This is a genomic window from Pseudoalteromonas aliena SW19 (genome assembly GCF_014905615.1).
In the GTDB taxonomy this organism is placed as follows: Bacteria; Pseudomonadota; Gammaproteobacteria; order Enterobacterales; family Alteromonadaceae; genus Pseudoalteromonas; species Pseudoalteromonas aliena.
Genome location: NZ_AQGU01000020.1, coordinates 16,607 through 40,452, shown reverse-complemented (window position 1 = coordinate 40,452; position 23,846 = coordinate 16,607). Strand labels below are relative to the sequence as shown.

Here is a 23,846-nt window from a genome sequence, read left to right as displayed (position 1 = left end):
TATACAGCGATATCAACAATTTTATAAAAATCAATCTTTTACTTGTGGATAAAGTGCCTTCATAATACGCGGCCTTAGGCCACTTATTTGGCTATTTTTACGCAATAAATGCATGATTTTTAATCATTAATGATGTGCGGGAATAAAAATTATATCTCTGGGAGTTTAACTGTGTATCTGTCGGTTTGGCAAAGTTGTTTATATGTATTGCAAGATGAATTGCCTTCGCAGCAGTTCAGTATGTGGGTAAGACCACTTCAAGCAGAAAGTACCGAAGATACCTTGACGATTTATGCACCTAATCGCTTTGTGCTTGATTGGGTGAGAGAAAAGTACCTAAATAGAATTAACGAATTATTGGTTGAGATCTGTGGCGTTGAAGCACCAGAGCTGCGTTTTGATGTGGGAAGTAAACCTTTATTGAATGCGCAGGCTGCACCTGTTGTAGAAACTCAACTAGCGCCAAGTGCGCAGGCTTCAACAAAGCAACAGCCTCGAGAGCAAAAGCCGGTGGTTGAGCCTGCACCTAAGTCTGGTTATAAATCTAATATTAAAGAAAACTACACATTTGATAGTTTTGTTGAAGGTAAATCAAACCAATTAGCAAAAGCTGCGGCCACACAAGTTGCAGATAATCCTGGTTCTGCTTTTAACCCTGTATTTATATACGGTGGTACTGGTTTAGGTAAAACTCACTTATTGCATGCTGTAGGTAATGGCATAATGGCTAATAAGCCAGATGCTAAAATTGTTTATATGCATTCAGAGCGCTTTGTTCAAGACATGGTAAAAGCGCTACAAAATAATGCGATTGAAGAGTTTAAGCGCTATTACCGAAGTGTTGATGCATTAATGATTGATGATATTCAATTTTTTGCTAACAAAGAACGCTCTCAAGAAGAGTTCTTTCATACCTTTAATGCCTTACTTGAAGGCAACCAGCAAATTATCTTGACCTCTGACCGTTATCCTAAAGAGATTGAAGGCGTTGAAGATCGTCTTAAATCACGTTTTGGTTGGGGGTTAACTATCGCGATTGAGCCACCAGAGCTCGAAACGCGAGTTGCTATTTTGATGAAAAAAGCCCAGCAGAGTAAAATAAACTTACCTCACGAAGTTGCTTTTTTTATCGCTAAAAAATTACGTTCAAATGTACGCGAATTAGAAGGCGCGCTTAACCGTGTAATTGCTAACGCTAACTTTACAGGTCGTCCAATTTCTATCGATTTTGTAAAAGAAGCGCTGCGTGATTTGCTTGCCTTGCAAGATAAACTGGTTACCATAGATAACATTCAACGTACGGTTGCTGAATACTATCGAATTCGTATATCAGACCTGTTGTCTAAGCGTCGCAGTCGCTCTATAGCGAGACCGCGACAAGTTGCTATGGCACTGTCTAAAGAATTAACTAATCACAGTTTACCGGAGATTGGTGATGCATTTGGTGGACGCGATCATACGACCGTATTGCACGCTTGTCGTAAGATCAAATCGCTACGTGACGAAAGCCACGAAATTAAAGAAGATTACCAAAATTTAATAAGAACATTGTCATCTTAGGGCTGACTTTATTATGCAAATAACAATATCAAGACAACAATTTTTAAAGCCATTGGTACAAGTGTCTGGCGCCATAGAGCGTAAACACACGCTACCAATTTTATCTAACGTTTTGTTAGTAGTAGAAAACGGACAGCTTTCAATGACAGGGACTGACCTTGAAATTGAACTCGTTTCGGGCGTATTTGTAGGTGATGACATTGCTGATACAAAACTAACGTTACCCGCTAAAAAGTTACTCGATATTTGTAAAAGTCTACCTGATGGTTCAGACATTACTTTAAGCTTGCAAGAGCATCAATTACTTTTGACTAGTGGTAAAAGTCGCTTTTCATTAACGACTTTATCGGCTGATGACTTTCCAAATTTAGAGCAGTGGGATGGAGAGGTTGAGTTTCAGCTTACTCGTTTAGAGCTTCGAAAGTTACTCGAAAGCACGCATTTTTCGATGGCGAATCAAGATGTACGTTATTACTTAAATGGTATGTCGTTTGAAGTAGATAATACTGATATAAAAACAGTGGCCACTGACGGGCACCGTTTGGCTATAGCGCAAAAACAATTAACGCAATCGCTTAACACTCAGCGACAACTCATTATCCCTCGTAAAGGGGTGCAAGAAATTATGCGCCTAATGGTTGCTGATGACGAGTTAGTAACAATTCAATTTGGCGCTAATCATATTCGCATTATTGACCTTGAATTTATATTTACGAGTAAATTGGTTGATGGACGTTTTCCTGACTATCGTCGTGTATTACCGCGCGGTGGCGACAAAGTAATTACGGCTAATCGTGAATGGCTGCGAAATGCTTTTCAGCGCGTATCTATTCTATCGAACGAAAAGTTTAGGGGTGTTCGTTTAAACTTATCGAATGGTTTATTAAAAATTACGGCTAACAACCCAGAACAAGAGCAAGCTGAAGAAGTTGTTGAGGTAAGTTACCAAGGCGACGATTTAGAGATAGGTTTTAACGTATCTTATGTATTAGACGTTTTAAATACATTAAAAACAGAAGATGTATTATTTACATTAGCCGATTCAAACAGCAGCGCATTAATTGAAGGTGCAGGCGATGAAGAAGCGATGTACGTTGTTATGCCTATGCGCTTATAAGACTATTAATATATAATGAGTTTAAGTCATTTGAGCCTCAAATATTTTCGTAATATTGAGGCACTGACGCTAGAACCAGTAAATGGCGTTAACATAATATATGGTGAAAATGGCAGTGGTAAAACTAGCCTTTTAGAAGCTATTTATTACCTTTCTCACGGCAAGTCTTTTCGTACTCCAAAACACAAAAGTATTATTGCGCACCAGCAAGAACAATTTGTTATTCATGGTCGTAAAGCAATACATGATTTATCCATTCCTATCGGTATAAGTAAAACCCAAACAGGCGAAACGAATTTAAAAATTCAGGGTAAGGCAAGTCGTAAAATATCAGAGCTCGCTCAGCTCATGCCAGTTCAAATAATTACACCAGAGAGTTATTCTTTATTTTTTGGTGGACCTAAAGAGCGTAGAAAGTTTTTAGATTTGGGTTTGTTCCACGTGGAACATGAGTTTTTTTACTTGTGGCAATCGTTTAATAAAGTATTAAAACAGCGTAATGCATTGCTAAAGACTAAGCCTAAGAATTATTTTGACCAAATTAAGTTTTGGGACAAAGAATTTGTTAGACTGGCTGAACAAATAAATAAATTAAGAATGGCGTATATAAGTAGGTTTAAGCAGCAATTTTTTGATAAAATGTGTGCAGAATTAACGCTTATACGCGATTTAGAAATGAGCTTTAATGCAGGCTGGAAAGAGAATGAATCTCTTGCAGATGCATTAGAGCAAAACTTTGAGCGAGATGCTCGCCAAGGGTTTACAAGTAAAGGGCCGCATAAGGCCGATTTTAGTTTTAGTGTCGCTGGCAGTAGTGTAGAGAATACTTTTTCGCGCGGTCAATTGAAGCTATTACTGTATGCGTTAAAAGTAACGCAAAATAGCTTAATTGAGTCAGAGACAGATAAGCAATCAATATTGCTAATAGATGATCTACCTTCAGAGTTAGGCGAAGATACAAAAGAGAAAGTCGGACAGTTATTGTCTCACTGCAGTTCTCAAATTTTTATCTCTTCAATTTTGTCTGAAAGTATTTCTGCTGTGGTGGAACCCATGCAACGAGAACTACAAATGTTCCACGTGAAACATGGCAACCTAATAACAAGATAAGTGGGATTAACCATGTCTGAGAATTATGACTCGTCGAGTATTAAAGTACTTAAAGGATTAGACGCAGTAAGAAAGCGTCCTGGAATGTATATAGGGGACACCGATGATGGCACAGGCTTACACCACATGGTGTTTGAAGTAGTCGATAACTCTATCGATGAAGCCTTAGCTGGTCATTGTGATGATATTTATGTAACGATTCACCTAGATGGTTCTGTCTCAGTAAGAGATAACGGTCGTGGTATCCCAACTTCTATTCATGAAGAAGAAGGCGTATCAGCAGCAGAAGTTATCATGACGGTACTTCATGCTGGTGGTAAGTTTGATGATAACTCTTATAAAGTATCAGGTGGTTTACACGGTGTTGGTGTTTCTGTTGTAAATGCACTTTCTGAAAAGTTAAAGCTTACTGTTCGTCGTGAAGGGAAACTTCATGAGCAGTTTTACACTATGGGTGTTCCAGATGCACCTTTAGCAGTTATTGGTGATTCAGAAACGACTGGTACAGAATTACGTTTTTGGCCAAGTGGTGAAACATTTACAAATCTAGATTTTCATTATGAAATTCTAGCTAAGCGTTTACGCGAGCTTTCATTCCTAAATTCAGGTGTGAGCATCATTTTAAATGATGAACGTGAAGAAAATAAATCAGATCACTTTAAATACGAAGGCGGTATTCAAGCATTCGTAGAATACTTAAACCGTAATAAAACACCTATCCATAAAGGTGTATTCCATTTTACTCACGAACGTGAAGAAGATGGTATTAGCGTTGAAGTATCAATGCAGTGGAATGATGCATACCAAGAAAATATTTATTGTTTCACAAATAATATTCCACAACGTGATGGTGGTACTCACTTAGCCGGTTTTAGATCTGCGCTAACACGTACACTAAATAACTACATGGAAAAAGAAGGCTTTAATAAAAAGGCCAAAACAACCAGTAATGCGACCGGCGATGATGCCCGTGAAGGCCTAACTGCAGTTGTAAGCGTTAAAGTTCCTGATCCTAAGTTTTCATCACAAACTAAAGATAAGCTCGTTTCAAGCGAAGTTAAATCTGCGGTTGAGCAAGCAATGGCTGAAAAGTTCACTGAGTTTTTATTAGAAAACCCAGTAGATGCCAAAATTGTTGTTGGTAAAATCATTGATGCATCTCGTGCGCGTGAAGCGGCGCGTAAAGCTCGTGAAATGACACGTCGTAAAGGCGCTATGGACCTTGCCGGTTTACCAGGTAAATTAGCCGATTGTCAGGAAAAAGATCCTGCACAATCAGAACTTTACATCGTGGAAGGGGACTCTGCTGGCGGATCAGCCAAGCAGGGACGTAACCGTAAAAACCAAGCTATTCTTCCTCTTAAGGGTAAAATCTTAAACGTAGAAAAAGCACGTTTTGACAAAATGTTATCTTCGCAAGAAGTAGCAACGCTAATTACTGCATTAGGTTGTGGTATTGGTCGTGACGAATATAATCCTGAAAAACTACGTTATCATCGTATCATTATCATGACCGATGCGGACGTAGATGGTTCTCACATTCGTACCTTACTACTAACATTCTTCTATCGTCAAATGCCAGAAATCGTTGAGCGCGGTTATATTTACATTGCTCAACCACCACTTTATAAAGTGAAAAAAGGCAAGCAAGAGCGTTATATTAAAGATGATCCTGCATTAGTAGAATACCTAACATCACTTGCGCTTAACAATGCTGCTTTATATACAGGTACTGATGCATCGGCACTCGAAGGTGAAGCACTAGAAACAATCGTTCACGATTACCAAAACACAGTTAAAGTAATCGAGCGCTTAAAACGTAAATACCCAAGTACGGTTATGGAGCGTTTAATCTACCAAACCGAGCTGAAAAAAGAAGACCTTTCAGACGAAACTAAAGTAATTGCATGGACTAAAGAGTTAATTGACGATTTAGTTACTCGTGATGAAGATGCAACTATTTTTAATGCTGCAACACAGCATGATACTGAACGTAATTTATACTATCCAGTTGTGAATATTCGCCAGCACGGTGTAGATAAGTCACATGTACTTAGTCATGACTTTATTGCATCACGTGACTATCAACGTATTGCTGCAACTGGTGTTAACATTGCAAACATCATTACTGAAGGCGCATATATTCAACGCGGAGAGAAAACACTTCCTGTTGATAACTTTGTGGATGCTTTAGAATGGTTGATTGCTGAGTCTAAGCGTGGTTTATATATTCAACGCTATAAAGGACTAGGTGAAATGAACCCAAGCCAGCTTTGGGAAACGACAATGGACCCAGATGCACGCCGTATGTTACAAGTAACAATTGAAGATGCCGTTGGCGCCGATCAGTTATTTGCTACATTAATGGGTGACCAAGTAGAGCCACGCCGTGAGTTTATTGAAACTAACGCACTGCGCGTAGTTAACTTAGACGTGTAAAAAATAATACTTACTTCAAAAGAGGAGCCTGATGGCTCCTTTTTTATTTTCTTCAATTACACAAACTGCTTAAAACCTGAGTGTACACACGGTATACTAAGGGTAATTTTCACGCTACTTCTTAGATAGTAAAAAGCCAAATATGCAAAAATATGACGTAAAAACCTTTCAAGGTTTGATCCTGGCTTTACAGGATTATTGGGCGCAGCAAGGCTGTGTCATTATTCAACCACTTGATATGGAAGTGGGCGCAGGGACATTTCACCCGCAAACATTTTTAAAGTCTATTGGTCCAGAACCAATGTCTAGCGCATACGTTCAACCGTGTCGCCGTCCTACAGACGGTCGCTACGGCGAGAACCCAAATCGCTTACAGCACTACTACCAATTCCAAGTAGTTTTAAAGCCATCACCAGATAACATCCAAGAGCTTTACTTAGGCTCTTTAGCGGCTATGGGTATCGATACATTAACTCACGAAGTTCGCTTTGTAGAAGATAACTGGGAATCACCTACGTTAGGTGCGTGGGGCCTAGGATGGGAAATTTGGTTAAACGGCATGGAAGTAACGCAGTTTACCTACTTTCAGCAAGTTGGCGGTATTGAGTGTTCACCAGTAACAGGTGAAATTACTTACGGCCTAGAGCGTTTAGCTATGTACATTCAAGGCGTAGATAGTATTTACGACTTAGTATGGGCAGACGGTCCACTAGGGCGCGTAACCTACGGCGACGTGTTCCATCAAAATGAAGTAGAGCAGTCTACTTACAATTTTGAACACGCAAACGTAGAAGACTTATTTGCTCAGTTTGATAAATGTGAAGCAGAAAGCCAAAAGTTAATTGAAGCAAACTTACCACTACCGGCTTACGAGCAAGTAATGAAAGCATCGCACGCATTTAACTTACTAGACGCACGTCACGCCATTTCGGTAACCGAACGCCAACGTTATATTTTACGCGTTCGTGCGTTATCAAAAGCGTGTGCACAAAGTTACTATGACAAACGCGAAGCGCTTGGTTTCCCGCTGTGTAAGGATAAGTAAGTATGTCAGCACAAAATTTATTAGTAGAAATTGGCACAGAAGAGTTGCCACCAAAAGCACTGCGTAAATTAGCAGAAGCCTTTGCTGCAAACCTAACTGCAGAGCTAGAAACACTAGAATTAGCACACCAAGGCGTAAGCTGGTATGCATCGCCTCGTCGTTTAGGTTTACAAGTAAAAGCGCTTGCAGCTAAGCAACAAGACAAAGAAGTTGAAAAGCGTGGTCCAGCAACTAAAGCCGCATTTGACGGTGACGGTAACCCAACAAAAGCAGCAATGGGTTGGGCACGTGGTTGTGGTATTGAAGTAAAAGACGCACAAACACTCGAAACAGACAAAGGCGCATGGTTATTGCACATTGCTAAAGTAGCAGGGCAAGAAACTAAAACGCTAATGACAGGTGCAATTACTAAAGCATTGGCTAAATTACCAATTCCTAAACCTATGCGTTGGGGCGCGAATAAAACACAATTTATTCGTCCTGTGCACACGGTAACTATTTTGTTTGGTGATGAGCTACTTGAAGGCGAAATTCTTGGTAAGCAAATAACTAACCAGCTTCAGGGTCATCGTTTTCATCACCCAGAAATAATTAGCATTAACCATGCGGACGACGTTTTTGACGTACTTAAATCTGCTTACGTTATTGCTGATTACGAACAACGTAAAGCGCAAATTCGTACACAAATAGAAGAGGCTGCAAGCGCAGTTAACGCTGTTGTTGCAATGGATGAAGATTTACTAGAAGAAGTAACATCACTTGTAGAGTGGCCAGTGACTTTAACGGCAACGTTTGAAGAAGCATTTTTAGATGTACCGGCCGAAGCGTTAATTTACACCATGAAAGACGATCAAAAATACTTCCCGTTATTAGATCAAAACGGCAAACTTTTAAATAAGTTTTTGTTTGTATCTAACATCGAAAGTAAAGATCCAAGTGTGGTTATTTCTGGTAACGAAAAAGTAGTGCGCCCGCGTTTAGCCGATGCACAGTTCTTCTTTGAAACAGATAAAAAGAAAACCCTAGAAAGCCGACTAGAGTCGCTTGATAGCGTATTGTTCCAAAAGCAACTTGGTACGCTTAAAGATAAATCAATGCGTATTTGTGAACTGGCAGGTTACATTGCAGAGCAAATAGGTGCAGATAAAGCGCTTGCTGAGCGTGCGGGTAAATTATGTAAAACTGACCTAATGACTGAAATGGTCATGGAATTTACCGACGTGCAAGGCGTAATGGGAATGCATTACGCTCGCCACGACGGTGAAGCCGAAGATGTAGCCATAGCGCAAAACGAGCAGTACATGCCACGCTTTGCAGGGGATAACTTACCTACAAACTTAATTAGCTGCGCAGTAGCAATTGCTGATAAGTTTGACACGCTGGTGGGTATTTTTGGTATAGGCCAAGCACCTAAAGGTGACAAAGACCCATTTGCGCTTCGTCGTGCTGCTATTGGTGCATTGCGCATCATGGTCGAAAAAGAACTTCCACTTGATATTTTAGACCTAGTCGCTAAATCGCAAACATTGTTTGGCGACAAGTTAACTAACTTAAATGTATCAACTGACGTATTTGAATTTATGCTAGGGCGCTTCCGTGCTTGGTATCAAGACGAAGGGATTGAAGTAGACGTAATTCAAGCCGTGCTTGCACGTCGTCCGACTAAACCAGTTGATTTTGATCGCCGCGTTAAAGCCGTAAGTCATTTCCGTACATTAGACGCAGCAGAAGCGCTTGCAGCCGCTAATAAGCGTGTAGGTAATATTCTGGCTAAAAACGACATTACCAGCCAAGGTAGTGTTGATGAGAGCTTATTAAGCGACGACGCTGAAAAAGTATTGGCATCACAAGTAGCAAAATTTACCACTGACCTTGCACCACTTTACGCCGATGGAAACTACCAAGAAGCATTAAGCCAATTGGCAGGTATTCGTGAAAGTGTTGATAACTTTTTTGACAACGTAATGGTTATGGCCGACGATGAAGCTGTTAAGCAAAATCGTCTTGCGCTGCTAAGCCAGTTAAGCGGATTGTTTTTAGGTATTGCAGATATTTCTGTTTTACAAAAATAACACCGATTAGCAATTTAAAAAGCCAGCGTTTTGCTGGCTTTTTAGTTTTCACTGTATGCAAAGGATACTCATTGATGATCTCCATGAAACGAATTTTAACCTTAGCAATTGCTGGTTTACTTACTGCCTGTACGAGCCAAATTTCGATTAACGATGTATTGCCACAGCAAGAGCTAGATAAAACAATTTATCTAAGAGGCGACTTTACATTGTGGGATGCAGAACCCCAGTATCAGTTTGCGCCAGTTGGCCCCGCGCTTTATCAAGCGCAAGTTAAATTTTCTAGCCCTGGTAAAGTGTACGAATTTAAAATAGCCGATGCCGATTTTAGCGAAGGTTATAACTGTGGTTACAGCGACGCACAACCGGCAGGGCAAAGCCTAACACTCGGCCAGTCAGCTATCGCAGACTGTAATACTATTTATAACTACTTTAGTTTCACACCAGCAATAAAAGGCACGTACATAGTAAGTATTGATTACAGTGACTACGACAAGCCACAAGTGACGATAACTAAGAAGTAGAGCAAAGATAAATTGTAAGCTTAGCCTTTCATTTATAAGTTTCTAAGTGTAGTTAGTTTATTCATCTGTTAAAGTCTCTATAAAATATTAGTTCTAATTCGGAATTCGCTTTAGGTGTATATTCATACTTTGGTTAAGTTGGTAAGTTATGTCAGATTCAACTAATAATCACTTAGGTAAAGTGGTTGTTAAAGGGTTCAAATCAATAAAAAACTTTGAGCTAGAAATCAAACCGATCAATATATTGATTGGTGCGAATGGTTCAGGTAAATCAAATTTTATTTCCTTGTTTACTTTCTTGAGACACTTATCAGAAGGTAAACTACAAAATTATGTTCAAAAACATGGATCAGCAAGTGCTTTTTTTCATTTTGGGCCAAAGAAAACTAACGAAATAAGCATTGATATTGACGTTGGATATAATGGCTATCATGCAACATTTGGACACGGTATTAATGACGATACATTAATATTTAATACGGAATATTGTTCGATAAGAAGCTCTTCTAAAAGTTTTTCTATTCAAGGTACTAAAGGAGAAAGTGGCTTAGCACATAGCATAAAAGCTGATAGTCACCATGTGAAGAAATATACAAAATTATATCTAAATGATTGTCGTGTTTATCACTTTCACGACACTAGTGATACTGCAGGGTTCAAACAAGCCTGTGACCTTGATGCTGTAGACTATTTATATACAGATGCAAGCAATATTGCTGCATTTTTATATTATCTAAAGCATTCAACTTTAGAAGAATATAGTAATGCATATTTAGACATAGTTGAGGCTATACAAAATATAGCACCATATTTTCATGATTTTTATTTGGAGCCACGGGGGAGCGATAATTCAAAGCGCATCTTATTAAAATGGTTACATAAACAAAATGACGAACCATTTTCAGCAAATCAGTTATCAGATGGAACAATACGATTTATTTGTATGGCTACTTTATTCTTACAGCCTGAAACGCTAAGACCAAAAACTATTATCTTAGATGAACCTGAGCTTGGGTTACACCCTGCGGCATTAGATGAGTTAGCAGAAATAGTAAAAGTAACGTCAAAGGATAATCAAGTTATCTGTTCAACGCAGTCGGTAACTTTTGCGAATAAGTTTAACCCTGATGACTTCATTGTAGTCGATCAAAATGAAGGTAAATCTGAATTTAAGAGAGTTTCTACAGATGAGTTATCAGAATGGCTAGATGATTTTTCAATGGGAGATATTTGGTCTAAAAATCTTATCGGGGGCCGTCCAGAATGGTAAGAATAGGAATTTCAGTTGAAGGGCAAACAGAAGAGATATTCGTTAAAAAAGTTTTAGCACCTTATCTAGCTCAAAAAAACTTGTTTATGACCCCAATATGTATGCAAGGTGATGTAAATATAGATAAGGTACGTAGCGAACTGAAAAAAATAGCTAATAATTTTGATTATGTAACTACTTTTTATGATTTCTATGGATTTAAAAATAAAGTAGCAGGCGAAACTAAGCACTCATTAGAAATGCGTATTTTGAATGCTGTAGGCGAAAATATTAGAGGTCGATTGATACCTTTTGTGCAAATGTATGAGTTTGAAGGTATATTATTTTCATGCCCAAAAAGTTTTGCATTAATAATGAGACAAGCAAACCTTAAAGAGTGGGCAGATGGTTTATTACAGGAGTTTAGGGGTGATCCTGAAAAGATAAATAATTCGCCGCAGACTGCACCATCAAAAAGAATTATGTCTGTTGTTCGGTACAGAAAAACAACACATGGCCCTCGTATTGCTGAGGCTATTGGAGTAGAAACAATACGAAATAAATGTTCGGGTTTTAATGAGTGGCTTCATAAAATAGAGAAAATTAACGATAAGTAGCCATAAAATAATTTAAAGCCCTTTCTTTACCACATACCTATACGGTGCTTCTTCTGCATCTTTAGCCACCAGCGTATGATCCATAAACGTACAAAAACTCGGAATGTCGCGAGTTGTTGATGGGTCATCTGCGGTTATTAATAACGTTTCACCATCACTCATTTTTCGAATAGCAGCACGTACCATCATTACAGGCTCTGGACAGCGAAGGCCGATAGCATCTAATTGGTGATCGGGGTTATCAAAGCTCATAATAAATTGGCCTGTTTAAATAAAGTGGTTGCTGTTTACGCGAGTGCTTAAGTATAGCAATTAATAAGTTTGGCAGTTTAACGCAATTTTATGTGTAATTTAACTATTTTACTTAGATCTAGATCAGCATTTTGTTTAGTGTTTTTAGCCGTTTCAAAATGCTTTATTTGATAATAGGTCCGATCACATAATTACGCTGCTACATGCTTGTTTGATAATGGGTCGTTTTCATAAATTGAAGCTAATAAAAAAGGCGAACTGAATAAAATCAGTCCGCCTTTTTAATCACCAAGATGGTTTTACATGTTTAAACTAGTTAGTCTTGAACACGTTCAAATACAGTGGCAATGCCTTGGCCTAAACCAATACACATAGTTGCTAAACCGTATCGTACATTTTTGTCTTCCATTAAGTGAATAAGCGATGTGCTAATACGCGAACCCGAACAACCCAGAGGGTGACCCAATGCGATTGCGCCGCCATTTAAATTCACTTTTTCGTCAACAACATCCATTAACCCTAAATCTTTCATTACAGGTAATGATTGTGCTGCAAAGGCTTCGTTAAGTTCTACTACGCCTAGGTCATCAATTGTAATACCGGCTTGTGCAAGTGCTTTTTTACTTGCTGGTACTGGGCCGTAACCCATAATTGATGGATCGCAACCAGCGACCGCCATTGCTTTAATGCGTGCACGAATCGGTAAGCCAAGTTCTTTAGCTTTTTCTTCGCTCATTACTAACATTGCAGATGCGCCGTCAGAAAGTGCAGAAGACGTACCGGCTGTTACCGTACCCGATGCAGGATTAAATACAGGGCGAAGCTTTGATAGACCTTCTACTGTTGTTTCTGGGCGAATTACTTCGTCGTCTTCAACTAAGATAAGCGAACCATCTGCTGCGTGACCTTCCATTGCTAAAATTTCGCGACGGAAACGGCCTTCAACTGTGGCAGCTTGTGCACGTTGATGTGAACGGTAAGCAAATTCATCTTGCTGCTCACGGCTAATGCCATGAAGCGTTGCAAGGTATTCTGCTGTTAAGCCCATAGAGCCAGACGCTTGTGCAATTGATGTTGCTAAGCCTGGGTGAAAGTCGTTGCCGTGAGTCATAGGTACGTGGCCCATGTGCTCAACACCACCAATTAGGTAAGTGTCGCCAGCGCCGGTCATTATTGCGCGTGCTGCGTCATGCAATGCTTGCATTGAAGAGCCACATAAACGGTTAACCGTAACAGCAGGAACGCTGTGCGGAATACCGGCAAGCAATGATGCGTTACGTGCTACGTTAAAGCCTTGCTCTAATGTTTGCTGTACACAACCCCAATAAATATCGTCAATTGATGCTGGATCAACTGCTGGGTTGCGATCTAGTAAGCCTTTCATTAAATGTGCGCTTAAGTCTTCAGCACGTTTATGTTTGAATACACCACTTTTAGAGCGACCCATTGGTGTGCGGATACAATCTACAATTACTGGATTATTCATGATATTAACCTTCCACCTTATAGAAAACACGACCTTCTTCGGCCCACTTGCGAGTTTGCTCAGATACTTGGTAAATCGCACCTAGGTGAGCGTATTTGTCTGCTGCTGCAACAAAGTTAGCTAAACCAGTTTGATCTAAGTAACGGAACGCGCCGCCTCTAAATGGAGGGAAACCAACACCGTAAACGAGTGCCATATCTGCTTCTTGCGGCGAGGCAACAATGCCTTCTTGCAAACACAGTAGCACTTCGTTGATCATTGGAATCATACAACGGTCGATGATTTCTTGTTTATCAAATTCTTTTGGTGCGTCTGTAATTGGGCTTAATAGCTCAATTGCTGTCTCGTCATGAGACTTTTTAAGACGACCGCGACGATCTGTTTCGTATTTGTAAAAACCGGCTTTGTTCTTTTGACCAAAACGTTTTTCGTTAGCAAAAATAGTAACAGGGTCTTTATCTGCACGCGCCATGCGCTCAGGGAAACCGTCAGCCATTACACCAGTACAATGGAACGCTGTATCAATACCTACAACATCAAGTAGGTAAGCTGGACCCATAGGCCAGCCGAATACGTTCTCCATTACTTTATCTACTTTCGCAAAGTTAGCGCCTTCAACCACTAATTTGCTAAAACCAGCAAAGTAAGGGAATAAAACACGGTTTACAAAAAAGCCTGGGCAATCGTTAACAACAATTGGTGATTTACCTAATTTAAGCGCGTAATCAACTACTGCATTAATTGTTTTATCTGAGGTTTTTGCACCACGGATAATTTCTACTAATGGCATTTTTGGCACTGGATTGAAAAAGTGCATGCCACAGAAGTTTTCTGGCTTATCTAGCGCTTGCGCTAGTAAATCAATGCAAATAGTCGATGTGTTTGAAGTAAGTACAGTGCCTTCTGGCATGTTCTTTTCAAGATCAGCGAGTACTGCTTGCTTAACTTTAGGGTTTTCTACAACGGCTTCAACAATAATGTTGGCGCTTTGTAAGTCTGAATCGTTAAGTGTTGGTTTAATTTTGCTAAGTGTTGCCAACATTTTTTCCATTGGCATGTGGCCACGCTTAACTTTTGCACCTAACAGTTTAGACGCTTCACCCATACCTAAATCAAGCGCATCTTGCTGGATGTCTTTCATTATAATAGGCGTGCCTTTATAAGCAGACTGGTATGCAATACCGCCACCCATAATACCTGCACCTAATACAGCGGCTTGTTTAATTTCTACATCGCTGTGCTTAGCAAATTTACGTGCTTTACCTTTAATGTATTGATCAGCTAGGAATATACCTGTTTGTGCCGCAGCCTCTGGTGTACGTGCTAATTTAGCAAAGTTAGCGTTTTCGATTGCCATTGCTTCATCGCGAGTACAGTTTGCTGCTGCTTTAATAGTACGCACAGCCATAACCGGTGCAGGATAGTGGCCTTTGGTTTTACCCATTACCATACCTTCTGCCATTGCAAAGCTCATGCCTTGCTCAACACGGTTTAATTTAAGTGGCTGTAGTTTTACGTTGCGTTTTGATTGCCAATCTAGCTTGCCAGCAATCGCTAACTCAAGTGTTGATACACTTGACTCTAAAAGTTTGTCAGTACTAACTACTGCATCAAATGCGCCTACTTTCAGGGCATCTGCTGCGCGATTTTCTGCGCCAGAAGTAATCCACATCATTGCGTTATCTGCGCCAATGATGCGTGGTAAGCGCACTGTGCCACCAAACCCTGGCATTATGCCTAGTTTAACTTCTGGTAGGCCCATTTTAGCTGTTTCGCTTGCTACACGATAATCGGTAGCAAGTGCCCACTCACAACCACCGCCAAGTGCCAAGCCGTTTATGGCGCTTAGGGTTGGGAATGGTAAATCTTCGATTGCGTCGAAAATATCGGTCGCATTTTTGATCCACACTACTAATTCTTCTTCAGGTCTAGTAAATGTAGGTAAAAATTCGAAGATGTCGGCACCAATAATAAAGTGCTCTTTATCACTGGTAAAAATCATGCCTTTGATATCAGAATTGGCTGCTAATTCTTTTAATGCTGCTGCGCAATCTGAAAGAGTTTTTTGAGATAATGTGTTTACAGAACCTGTAGCACAAAACTTAAACTCGGCGATGTTTTCCTTTAGGAAGCTAACTTCAAAGGAATCGCTTTTATATAACATTATTATTCTCCCTAGTTGACGAACTAAGACTGGTACGATGAGTTTGCATTTCAATCAGTGTGCTTGCTTTAAATTAAAAATGCAACGAAAAATTTAACTCGGTTACAATCGGTTGGTTAAAATATAGCTGGTTTGGTGCTAAGGTGGTTGAAAAGTTTTTATTCACTACTTTAATTTTTATTAAAGGACATTATGAAAAAATATTTATTAAACTTTGCGGCAGCTGCATTTATTTTCCCTCTTCATTCTGCCGAAGTGAGTCTAGATAATGACGCATTTGTAGATGCCGAAAAAAAAGTACGTCATGGCAGCTATCAAAATTTTAAAACGGCGGTTAATAATTTAGATCACCCTTTAAAACCTTATGTTGAAAAAACCTATTGGCAGCGTCACCCCAATATTAAGTATCAAGCCGAAATAGAAAGCTATTTAACTATTTATCAGCATACGCCTCTTGAATGGCCTGTGCGTGAGGCATGGTTAAAGTATTTAAAAAGGAAAAATAAAAAAGCGGCATACATTAATAATTATCGTGAAACATCTAATACAGCGCTTACGTGTACTTACTTAGATTTTCAGCTAGATTTAGGCGCGCCTGAAAAGGCGATATTAAATCAAGTAACCGATTTATGGACTGTTGGAAAATCGCAACCCGCAGAGTGCGATAGCCTTTTTTCGTTATGGCGAAAAAAAGGCTATATGAGTAAGGAAATAGTTTGGCAGCGAATTACACTTGCGGCCCAAGGGGGGAAGCAAAGTTTATTACCTTACTTAAAAACACTGTTACCTAAAGGCGAGCGTTACTTAGCTGATTTATATTTAAAGGTGCGTCGTGACCCGAGTGCTTCAGCAGGTTTGTATCGATACAAAAAAAAGTCAGTAAAAGAAGGGCAAATAGCACTTTATGGTGTTAAGCGTTTAGTGTGGCGCGATAAAGAACTCGCTTTAAAAGCGTGGGAAAAGCTAGAGAAAATTTTTAAATACAGTGATGAAGCAAAAGCCGATGTGTATTACACCTTTGCATTATCGCTTGCTTCAAGCGGGCATAACCAAGCCAGCTTTTGGCTAAATAAAGTGCCAAAAGAGCGCCTAGACAGCAAGCTTATTCAATGGCAGCTGGGCAATATGCTTAAAACCCAAGATTGGGAAGGTATAGCGGCATTTTTTACAGGCAAAGATAATTTAAGTTTGGGTCAGCAATATTGGTTAGCTTATAGCTATGAACAACGTGGCGAGCAAAAAAAGGCTGATAGTATTTTTGTAAATGTGGCCGCTAATCGTGACTATTACGGGTTTTTAGCTGCGGCACGCTTAGGGTTACCTATAGAGCTAAATAATCAAGCGCTGGTGGTTGATCAAAAACTGCTGGACAAGGTGAGTAATGCGCCCGGTTTTAAGCGAGCAAAAGCGCTTTATGAATTAAAACGTTTTACTGCAGCCCGAAGAGAGTGGAATTATTTAACCAATACCTCTAGTGATGACGAGAAGCTCGCCGCTTCAAAGCTGGCGGCAGAGTTAGATTGGTACGATAGTGCTATTTTTACTCTCGCAAAAATAAAAGCATGGGATTATGTTGAACTGCGTTTTCCGTTTGCATTTCAAGACGTGTTTGAACGTTACAGTAAGCGCAGCAAAATTGACGTAGCGTGGAGCATTGCGATTGCAAGGCGTGAAAGTTCATTTGCACCTGATGCACGCTCGCATGCTAATGCACGTGGCTTGATGCAATTGCTACCAAGCACGGCTAAATACGTCAATAAAAGTAGTGTATCGAGTAATCGGTTATACCAACCGAAAACAAATATTAGGTTAGGCAGTAGCTATTTGCAGTATTTAAAAAAGAAAAATCATGGCAACGAAATACTCGCTACAGCTTCTTATAACGCTGGGTATCATCGTATTAAACGTTGGTTGCCTGATGAAGCTATTCCTGCTGAGTTATGGGTGGAGCTTATTCCGTATCGTGAAACTCGTGATTATGTAAAAAATGTATTTGCATATAGACAGGTTTATCATACTCGAATGGGCCGAGAAGGAAATGTACTAGCGCCGCTACTGGAAATGAAAATGGGCGGTTAGTAAACATATGTTTAAAGTAGGGGGATATCTAATGTGATTAGATGCCCCCTTATTTAATGCAATTGGTATAAGTGGTAGACTCAGAGCAAGTTAAATTTAACAGATGGATTAACAATGAATAAATTAGCCGTTTTATACGCCGAACATATTGCAACACTGCAACAGCGTACTCGTACAATTTGTGAAAGCGAAGGGTTAGAGGGATTAGTTATTCACTCGGGCCAAGCTAAACGTCAGTTTTTAGATGATATGTATTACCCGTTTAAAGTTAATCCTCAGTTTAAAGCATGGCTGCCAGTTATTGATAATCCGCATTGCTGGATTGTGGTAAATGGTAACGACAAGCCAAAACTAATATTTTATCGTCCTGTTGATTTTTGGCATAAAGTGCCGGACGAACCTCGTGATTTTTGGGCTGAGTATTTTGATATAGAACTACTGCTACAACCTGATCAAGTTGAAAAGCTACTGCCATACGATAAAGCTAAATACGCTTATATGGGCGAATATATAGAAGTAGCGCAAGCACTTGGTTTCAGTATTATGAACCCAGAACCTGTACTTAACTATTTTCATTACCACCGCGCTTATAAAACGCAGTACGAGCTTGAATGTTTACGCAACGCTAACCGCATTGCAGTAGACGGACACAAAGCTGCACGCGATACCTTTTTTAATGGTGGTAGCGAGTTTGATATTCAGCAAGCATACTTAATGGCTACACGTCAGAGTGAAAATGAAATGCCGTATGGCAACATTGTTGCACTTAACGAAAACTGCGCTATTTTGCATTACACGCACTTTGATCCAAAAGCACCACATACCCATAACTCATTTTTAATCGATGCTGGGGCAAACTTTAATGGTTACGCAGCTGATATTACCCGTACTTATGATTTTAAAAAGCAGGGTGAGTTTTCTGAGCTTGTGGATGCGATGACAGTACAGCAAATTGAATTAGGTCAAGGTTTGAAGCCTGGTATGCTTTATGGCGATTTGCACGTTGAGTGTCATAACCGTATTGCGCAAATATTAAGTGACTTTAAAATTGTTAACCTACCTGCGGCAGAAATTGTTGAGCGTAAAATTACCTCTACTTTTTTCCCGCATGGTTTAGGTCATCACTTAGGCTTACAAGTGCACGACATGGGTGGCTTTATGAGTGACGAAAAGGGTACTCACCAACCTTCGCCAGAAGGACATCCATTCTTACGTTGTACGCGCCTGATTGAAAAAAACCAAGTGTTTACTATTGAGCCAGGTTTATACTTTATTGACTCATTGCTTGGTGATTTAGCACAAACCGATAATAAGCAGTTCATTAACTGGGAAAAGGTTGAGTCGTTTAAACCGTTTGGTGGTATTCGCATTGAAGATAATATTATCGTTCATGAAGACAGCCTAGAAAATATGACGCGTGATTTAGACTTAGCTTAACGATACTATCTATGTTTGAATAATTGGGGCCATAAGGCCCCATTTTTTTGGTTGAATATTGGTTAAGTAAAGTATGTCAGAATATAAATACCCTGCAGCGGATGTGTTTCATCAAGAAGAAATTAAAAAAAGCACCTTTATTGTGCATATTGCACACACGCCAGATTTAGCCTGCGCAAAAGCATTTATTAAAAATATTGAAGAAAAATATTCAGACGCTCGTCATAATTGCTGGGCGCACGTAGCGGGTAATCCTGGTGGTAGCCATGTTTATGGTTTTTCGGATGATGGTGAGCCAAATGGCACTGCGGGTAAGCCTATGCTTAATGTGTTGGTGGGTTCGGGCCTTGGCGAAATAACAGCTGTAGTGACACGTTACTTTGGCGGTATAAAGCTAGGTACTGGTGGATTAGTACGTGCTTATGGTGGCTCATTAAATAATGCATTAGTAAAATTGCAAACGGTGCTTAAAGTTCCCAGTATTGAAATTACAGGAAGTAGTGAATACAGCATGCAAGGCGCGATTGAGCAGCGGCTAAAGAGCAACTACCAAGTACTTAATATTGATAAGCAATTTACTGCTAATATTGAATGGGTGATCACGATTGATAGCCGCCAAGCACAACAAGCAATTAAAGATATTTTTGATTTAAGCCACGGCGCAGTTGAGTTAACTATTAAAGAGTAATAACCTACACAAGTTGCATTTAATGCATACCACTTAATTTGAACAGGCTGACACTACTTAGCCTGAATTTACTAATAATAAAAGCGATAAGCTAAATGCAATTTCGTACCATCATAAAAATTCTTGGCCAACTTGTTGCGCTGTTTAGTATTACCATGGTGCCACCGGCACTGGTGTCTTTAATTTATAAAGACGGTGGTGGTGTTCCATTTGTTTTAGCATTTATATTTAGTATTGTTATTGGCCTAATGGCTTATTACCCGAACCGCCACGAAAACGGAGATTTAAAAGCCCGCGAAGGGTTTTTAATCGTAGTTCTGTTTTGGTTGGTATTAGGTGCATTCGCATCTTTACCGCTCATATTTTTACAAGAACCCAACCTATCATTTGCAGATGCGGTGTTTGAGGCATTTTCAGGCTTAACAACTACAGGTGCAACCGTACTGACGGGGATTGAATACCTCCCCAAATCCGTATTGTTTTATCGCCAACAGTTACAATGGTTTGGCGGTATGGGGATCATTGTACTCGCTGTAGCGATACTGCCTATGCTTGGTGTTGGTGGAATGCAGTTATATCGCGCTGAAATACCAGGGCCTGTAAAAGATTCTAAAATGACCCCGCGTATTGCTGATACAGCAAAACATCTTTGGTATATTTATGTGTCACTTACTACTGCGTGTATGCTTGCTTATTGGGCGGCTGGTATGGATTGGTTTGATGCTATTTGCCATGCGTTTTCAACCGTAGCCATTGGTGGGTTTTCTACTTATGATGCCTCGATAGGCCACTTTAACAGCCCAGTTATTAACTTTATTTGTGTGTTCTTTTTAATTATTGCAGCCATTAATTTTTCATTGCACTACGCAGCGGTAGCCAGTCGAAATGTACAGGTATATTTGCGCGACCCTGAGTTTAAAGTATTTTTGTGTATTCAATTAGCGCTGGTGGTTATTTGTTTTACGGTACTGTCATCAAATGAGATATACGCTAATGGTGATGAAACGCTAGATCAGGCTTTATTTCAAGCTGTATCAATGAGTACTACAGCGGGCTTTGCTACCGATAACTTTTCAACATGGCCATTGTTTTTACCAATATTACTTATATTTTCGAGCTTTATTGGTGGTTGTGCGGGTTCTACCGGTGGCGGTATGAAAGTAGTTCGTGTGTTTTTACTCTATTTACAAGGTGTGCGTGAGCTCAATCGTTTAGTACACCCTCGTGCTATATATTCTATAAAGTTAGGCCGAAAGGCGCTTCCAGATAAAGTCGTCGAAGCGGTATGGGGATTTTTTTCTGCTTATGCATTAGTGTTTATTATTATTATGTTAGCGCTTATGGGGACTGGTATGGATAACATAACGGCGTTCTCAGCTACTGCCGCATGTTTAAATAACTTAGGCCCTGGTTTGGGTGACGTTGCATCACACTATGGTGCTATAACCGATGGCGCTAAATGGTTGCTTACTATTGCAATGGTGTTTGGTCGCCTCGAAATATTTACTCTACTGGTACTATTTACACCAACGTTTTGGCGTGGGTAAAAAAGTCAGTAAATACATCATTGGGAAAGGGATATGCCAGCAAATTTAGAAAAGCTAAAGCATATAGGTGTAGGCAGCTTAGTCGACCTAGAAATATTAACACCTACAAGTAGTAAGCGTGTTAAAACTGAATTAGTTGGTTTGCTTGATGATAAGTTTATTATTTTAAATTACCCCAATTCTAAACGATTGCTTGCAGCCAGTGATTATTTGCGTGACGGTGTGATGGTGGTAGTAAGAGCGTTGATAGAAGGTAGTGGTGGGCAAGTTATAGCATTTCGTCAACAAGTTATGTCGGTTACTTCTCATCCTGCTCGGCTGGTTTTTATTAATTTTCCTAAACACGTGCAGTTATTTGATCTGCGTTCACAAGCACGTATCCCTACTTTATTGCCAGCTAAACTTAAGTTAAGTGACGAAAGAGTGCTTGATGGAGTGATCAAAGACGTTTCATTAACTGGCGTTATGTTTGATATCAAAAGCGATCAAGCGCTTGAAAATATAAAAGATATGCAATGCACTGTTATGCTCGATAGCAGTGGTAAAAACTTTGCAGGTGAAGTGTGCAGCGTTAAAGGCTATTCGGCGGGCGCTAAGTGCGGTATTAAGTTATTAGCCAGCGAAGACGAAATGAGAACTTTCATGAGAGAGCACTTTATTGATCCCTCAATGCTTAACTCTGAACTTGATGAAAGCTAAGTTTCGCTATTATGCAACAAACTAGTGATTTATTATTTTTTTGCAGAAAAATTATTTAACCATCACCAAATAAAATAATAAACCATATAAAACAATAATTTAAATTTCAAAAAATCCTTCCAATTGTATTTATAAAAAAAAGTTCAGCTAAGGTTTAGCTAAATTTCAATGTTAAATCATCTTTTAAGTATCTAAATTTATAAACTGTAGTATTTTGAATCTTCTTAACATCATGTTTTTAAAGGTGTTTTTGTTTTTGCTTGAAACCCTGTTGCCAAAAAGCAACAAAAAATCTTGAACAATTTGCTTTCCTCACTCCTAAAGTTAGTCAACTCATTGAAAATAAATAACTTTTAAAAGTTGGCATCTAAGTTGTAATAGTCTGGGTGTACTAAACAAAACGTGATTTAAAGTGAACTACTTAATCGCATAAACATAACTTTGAAGGATACATATTATGAAACGCATTAATAAAACTTTAGCACTTATCGCATTAGCATCTTCTTCAGCTGCATTTGCAGCAACTGATTTCGATACGTTAGATGTTGATGGTAGTGGGGCCATTAGCCAAGCTGAGGCATCAGTAGATGCAAAATTAATGAGCATGTTCTCTGAACTTGATATAGACCAAAATGGTGAGCTATCAAAAGAAGAATTTTCAAAAGCATAAGCTTAACGCTACGGGGTGGCATAAGCGCCCTGACATTACTCAAAAATTTTAAGGATACACGTTATGAAAACATTAAATAAAGCACTAGCACTTATGGCAATAGCCTCTTCTTCAGCCGCGTTTGCAGCAACCGACTTTAATACATTAGATGTGGATGGCAGTGGCACAATTAGTCAATCTGAGGCATCGGTAGATGCAAAGCTAATGAGCATGTTCTCAGAGCTTGATACTGACCAAAATGGTGAGTTATCAAAAGAAGAATTTTCTAAAGCTTAATTAAAGGTATTGATCCTGAGTTGCCAAAGACAACCTAAGTAGGCAAGGGAGCTTACGAAAGAGGATAACAAGGAAGTGAAAAATTACGGTTTAAGTTCGAGATCTCATTTTTTTGATAGAACATTTAATATGAAGGATTAAGTTATGAAACATTTAAATAAAGCGTTGGCACTTATGGCTATAGCGTCTTCTTCAGTTGCATTTGCAGCATCAGACCTTAATAGCCTTGATATAGATGGTAGCGGCACGATTAGCCCAAGCGAAGCGGCAGTTGATACTGATTTAATGGCTGAATTTGTTGAGCTAGATACCGATGGTAGTGGTGAGCTTTCCAAAGAAGAGTTCGCTAATTACTAACTCACCTTTTTAAATTAAACATTTTTCACAATTAGGGATCTTTGAAAAGGACTTCCCATCTTATTAGGAATATTATTATGAAAACATTAAACACAGCACTTGCAGTTTTGGTTCTAGCATCTTCGTCAGTGGCATATGCGGCAGTAGATTTTGCCTCTTTTGATGGTAATGGCGATGGCGTAATTAGTATGGAAGAAGCAAAAGTAAATCCTCAACTTGTGAAAATCTTTGATGATTTAGATGCTGACGGAAATGGTGAGATTTCTAAAGAAGAGTTTTCTAAAGTACAATAAAGAGCCACTGAAAACTCTTAATTGATATATAAAAGCAGCTAACCAGCTGCTTTTTCTTCGATGATAATAGGGCCTGTTGACCTTTGTGGATTAAAATTTGTTCAATCTAGGGGGCGTTTAATCGCGGCGCGAGGTTTGTAACCTAGTGGGCTAAGTAAAAACCGA

General features: G+C 39.4%; 21 protein-coding genes. 18 read left to right on the top strand and 3 right to left on the bottom strand.

What is annotated here, in order from left to right:
- The first annotated feature begins 171 nt into the window (after nt 1-171).
- From dnaA to PALI_RS01870, 9 genes are all read left to right on the top strand, one after another.
- On the top strand, nt 172-1,560 hold the full coding sequence (gene dnaA, locus PALI_RS01910) for a chromosomal replication initiator protein DnaA (protein WP_077536535.1): 1,389 nt from the start codon (nt 172-174) through the stop codon (nt 1,558-1,560).
- 13 nt (nt 1,561-1,573) lie between these two features.
- Nucleotides 1,574-2,677, top strand: coding sequence for a DNA polymerase III subunit beta (gene dnaN, locus PALI_RS01905; RefSeq protein WP_077536534.1), 1,104 nt, complete (start codon nt 1,574-1,576; stop codon nt 2,675-2,677).
- A gap of 15 nt (nt 2,678-2,692) precedes the next feature.
- Nucleotides 2,693-3,787 carry a DNA replication/repair protein RecF gene (recF, locus tag PALI_RS01900; RefSeq protein WP_193154690.1) on the top strand — a complete coding sequence of 365 codons (1,095 nt, stop codon included), beginning with the start codon at nt 2,693-2,695 and terminating at the stop codon, nt 3,785-3,787.
- A 12-nt stretch (nt 3,788-3,799) separates the two neighbouring features.
- A complete protein-coding gene (gene gyrB / locus PALI_RS01895) occupies nt 3,800-6,226 on the top strand; it encodes a DNA topoisomerase (ATP-hydrolyzing) subunit B (RefSeq protein ID WP_193154689.1) in 2,427 nt (808 codons plus the stop codon).
- 142 nt (nt 6,227-6,368) lie between these two features.
- Nucleotides 6,369-7,271: a glycine--tRNA ligase subunit alpha gene (glyQ, locus tag PALI_RS01890; RefSeq protein WP_007377648.1), complete on the top strand. Its 903-nt coding sequence runs from the start codon at nt 6,369-6,371 to the stop codon at nt 7,269-7,271.
- Nucleotides 7,272-7,273: 2 nt separating this feature from the next.
- Nucleotides 7,274-9,343 carry a glycine--tRNA ligase subunit beta gene (glyS, locus tag PALI_RS01885; RefSeq protein ID WP_193154688.1) on the top strand — a complete coding sequence of 690 codons (2,070 nt, stop codon included), beginning with the start codon at nt 7,274-7,276 and terminating at the stop codon, nt 9,341-9,343.
- Nucleotides 9,344-9,417: 74 nt separating this feature from the next.
- Nucleotides 9,418-9,867 (top strand): hypothetical protein, encoded by a 450-nt coding sequence (locus PALI_RS01880; RefSeq protein WP_193154687.1) that lies wholly within the window; start codon nt 9,418-9,420, stop codon nt 9,865-9,867.
- 148 nt (nt 9,868-10,015) lie between these two features.
- Entirely contained in the window at nt 10,016-11,137 is a 1,122-nt protein-coding gene (locus PALI_RS01875) for an AAA family ATPase (RefSeq protein WP_008138036.1), read from the top strand.
- Nucleotides 11,131-11,733, top strand: a complete 603-nt coding sequence (locus PALI_RS01870; RefSeq protein WP_193154685.1) for a DUF4276 family protein — start codon at nt 11,131-11,133, stop codon at nt 11,731-11,733. Before PALI_RS01875 ends, PALI_RS01870 begins: the two co-directional genes overlap by 7 nt.
- A 12-nt stretch (nt 11,734-11,745) precedes the next feature.
- On the opposite strand, the gene tusA is transcribed toward PALI_RS01870, so the two are convergent.
- The 3 genes from tusA to fadB form a co-directional block, all read right to left on the bottom strand.
- Complete coding sequence (gene tusA, locus PALI_RS01865) at nt 11,746-11,985, bottom strand: sulfurtransferase TusA (protein ID WP_007377644.1); 240 nt, start codon at nt 11,983-11,985, stop codon at nt 11,746-11,748.
- Between the two features lie 316 nt (nt 11,986-12,301).
- Nucleotides 12,302-13,471, bottom strand: a complete 1,170-nt coding sequence (gene fadA, locus PALI_RS01860) for an acetyl-CoA C-acyltransferase FadA (protein ID WP_004335189.1) — start codon at nt 13,469-13,471, stop codon at nt 12,302-12,304.
- Between the two features lie 4 nt (nt 13,472-13,475).
- Nucleotides 13,476-15,635: a fatty acid oxidation complex subunit alpha FadB gene (gene fadB / locus PALI_RS01855; RefSeq protein WP_193154683.1), complete on the bottom strand. Its 2,160-nt coding sequence runs from the start codon at nt 15,633-15,635 to the stop codon at nt 13,476-13,478.
- Between the two features lie 192 nt (nt 15,636-15,827).
- Here fadB and PALI_RS01850 point away from each other — a divergent pair, with 192 nt between their 5' ends.
- The 9 genes from PALI_RS01850 to PALI_RS01810 all read left to right on the top strand — a co-directional run bounded on the left by PALI_RS01850 (nt 15,828) and on the right by PALI_RS01810 (nt 23,681).
- Nucleotides 15,828-17,714 (top strand): transglycosylase SLT domain-containing protein, encoded by a 1,887-nt coding sequence (locus PALI_RS01850; RefSeq protein WP_193154682.1) that lies wholly within the window; start codon nt 15,828-15,830, stop codon nt 17,712-17,714.
- Nucleotides 17,715-17,828: 114 nt separating this feature from the next.
- A complete protein-coding gene (pepQ, locus tag PALI_RS01845) occupies nt 17,829-19,151 on the top strand; it encodes a Xaa-Pro dipeptidase (RefSeq protein ID WP_182701898.1) in 1,323 nt (440 codons plus the stop codon).
- Nucleotides 19,152-19,224: 73 nt separating this feature from the next.
- Nucleotides 19,225-19,839 (top strand): YigZ family protein, encoded by a 615-nt coding sequence (locus PALI_RS01840; RefSeq protein ID WP_193154681.1) that lies wholly within the window; start codon nt 19,225-19,227, stop codon nt 19,837-19,839.
- 95 nt (nt 19,840-19,934) lie between these two features.
- Entirely contained in the window at nt 19,935-21,386 is a 1,452-nt protein-coding gene (locus PALI_RS01835; RefSeq protein WP_138584848.1) for a TrkH family potassium uptake protein, read from the top strand.
- Nucleotides 21,387-21,419: 33 nt separating this feature from the next.
- Entirely contained in the window at nt 21,420-22,085 is a 666-nt protein-coding gene (locus tag PALI_RS01830) for a flagellar brake protein (protein WP_077536522.1), read from the top strand.
- A gap of 457 nt (nt 22,086-22,542) precedes the next feature.
- Complete coding sequence (locus PALI_RS01825) at nt 22,543-22,755, top strand: EF-hand domain-containing protein (protein WP_193154680.1); 213 nt, start codon at nt 22,543-22,545, stop codon at nt 22,753-22,755.
- Nucleotides 22,756-22,818: 63 nt separating this feature from the next.
- Nucleotides 22,819-23,031, top strand: a complete 213-nt coding sequence (locus PALI_RS01820; protein WP_138584847.1) for an EF-hand domain-containing protein — start codon at nt 22,819-22,821, stop codon at nt 23,029-23,031.
- Nucleotides 23,032-23,175: 144 nt separating this feature from the next.
- Nucleotides 23,176-23,388 (top strand): calmodulin, encoded by a 213-nt coding sequence (locus tag PALI_RS01815; RefSeq protein ID WP_193154679.1) that lies wholly within the window; start codon nt 23,176-23,178, stop codon nt 23,386-23,388.
- A 77-nt stretch (nt 23,389-23,465) separates the two neighbouring features.
- On the top strand, nt 23,466-23,681 hold the full coding sequence (locus tag PALI_RS01810; RefSeq protein WP_138584846.1) for an EF-hand domain-containing protein: 216 nt from the start codon (nt 23,466-23,468) through the stop codon (nt 23,679-23,681).
- The last annotated feature ends 165 nt before the right edge of the window (nt 23,682-23,846 follow it).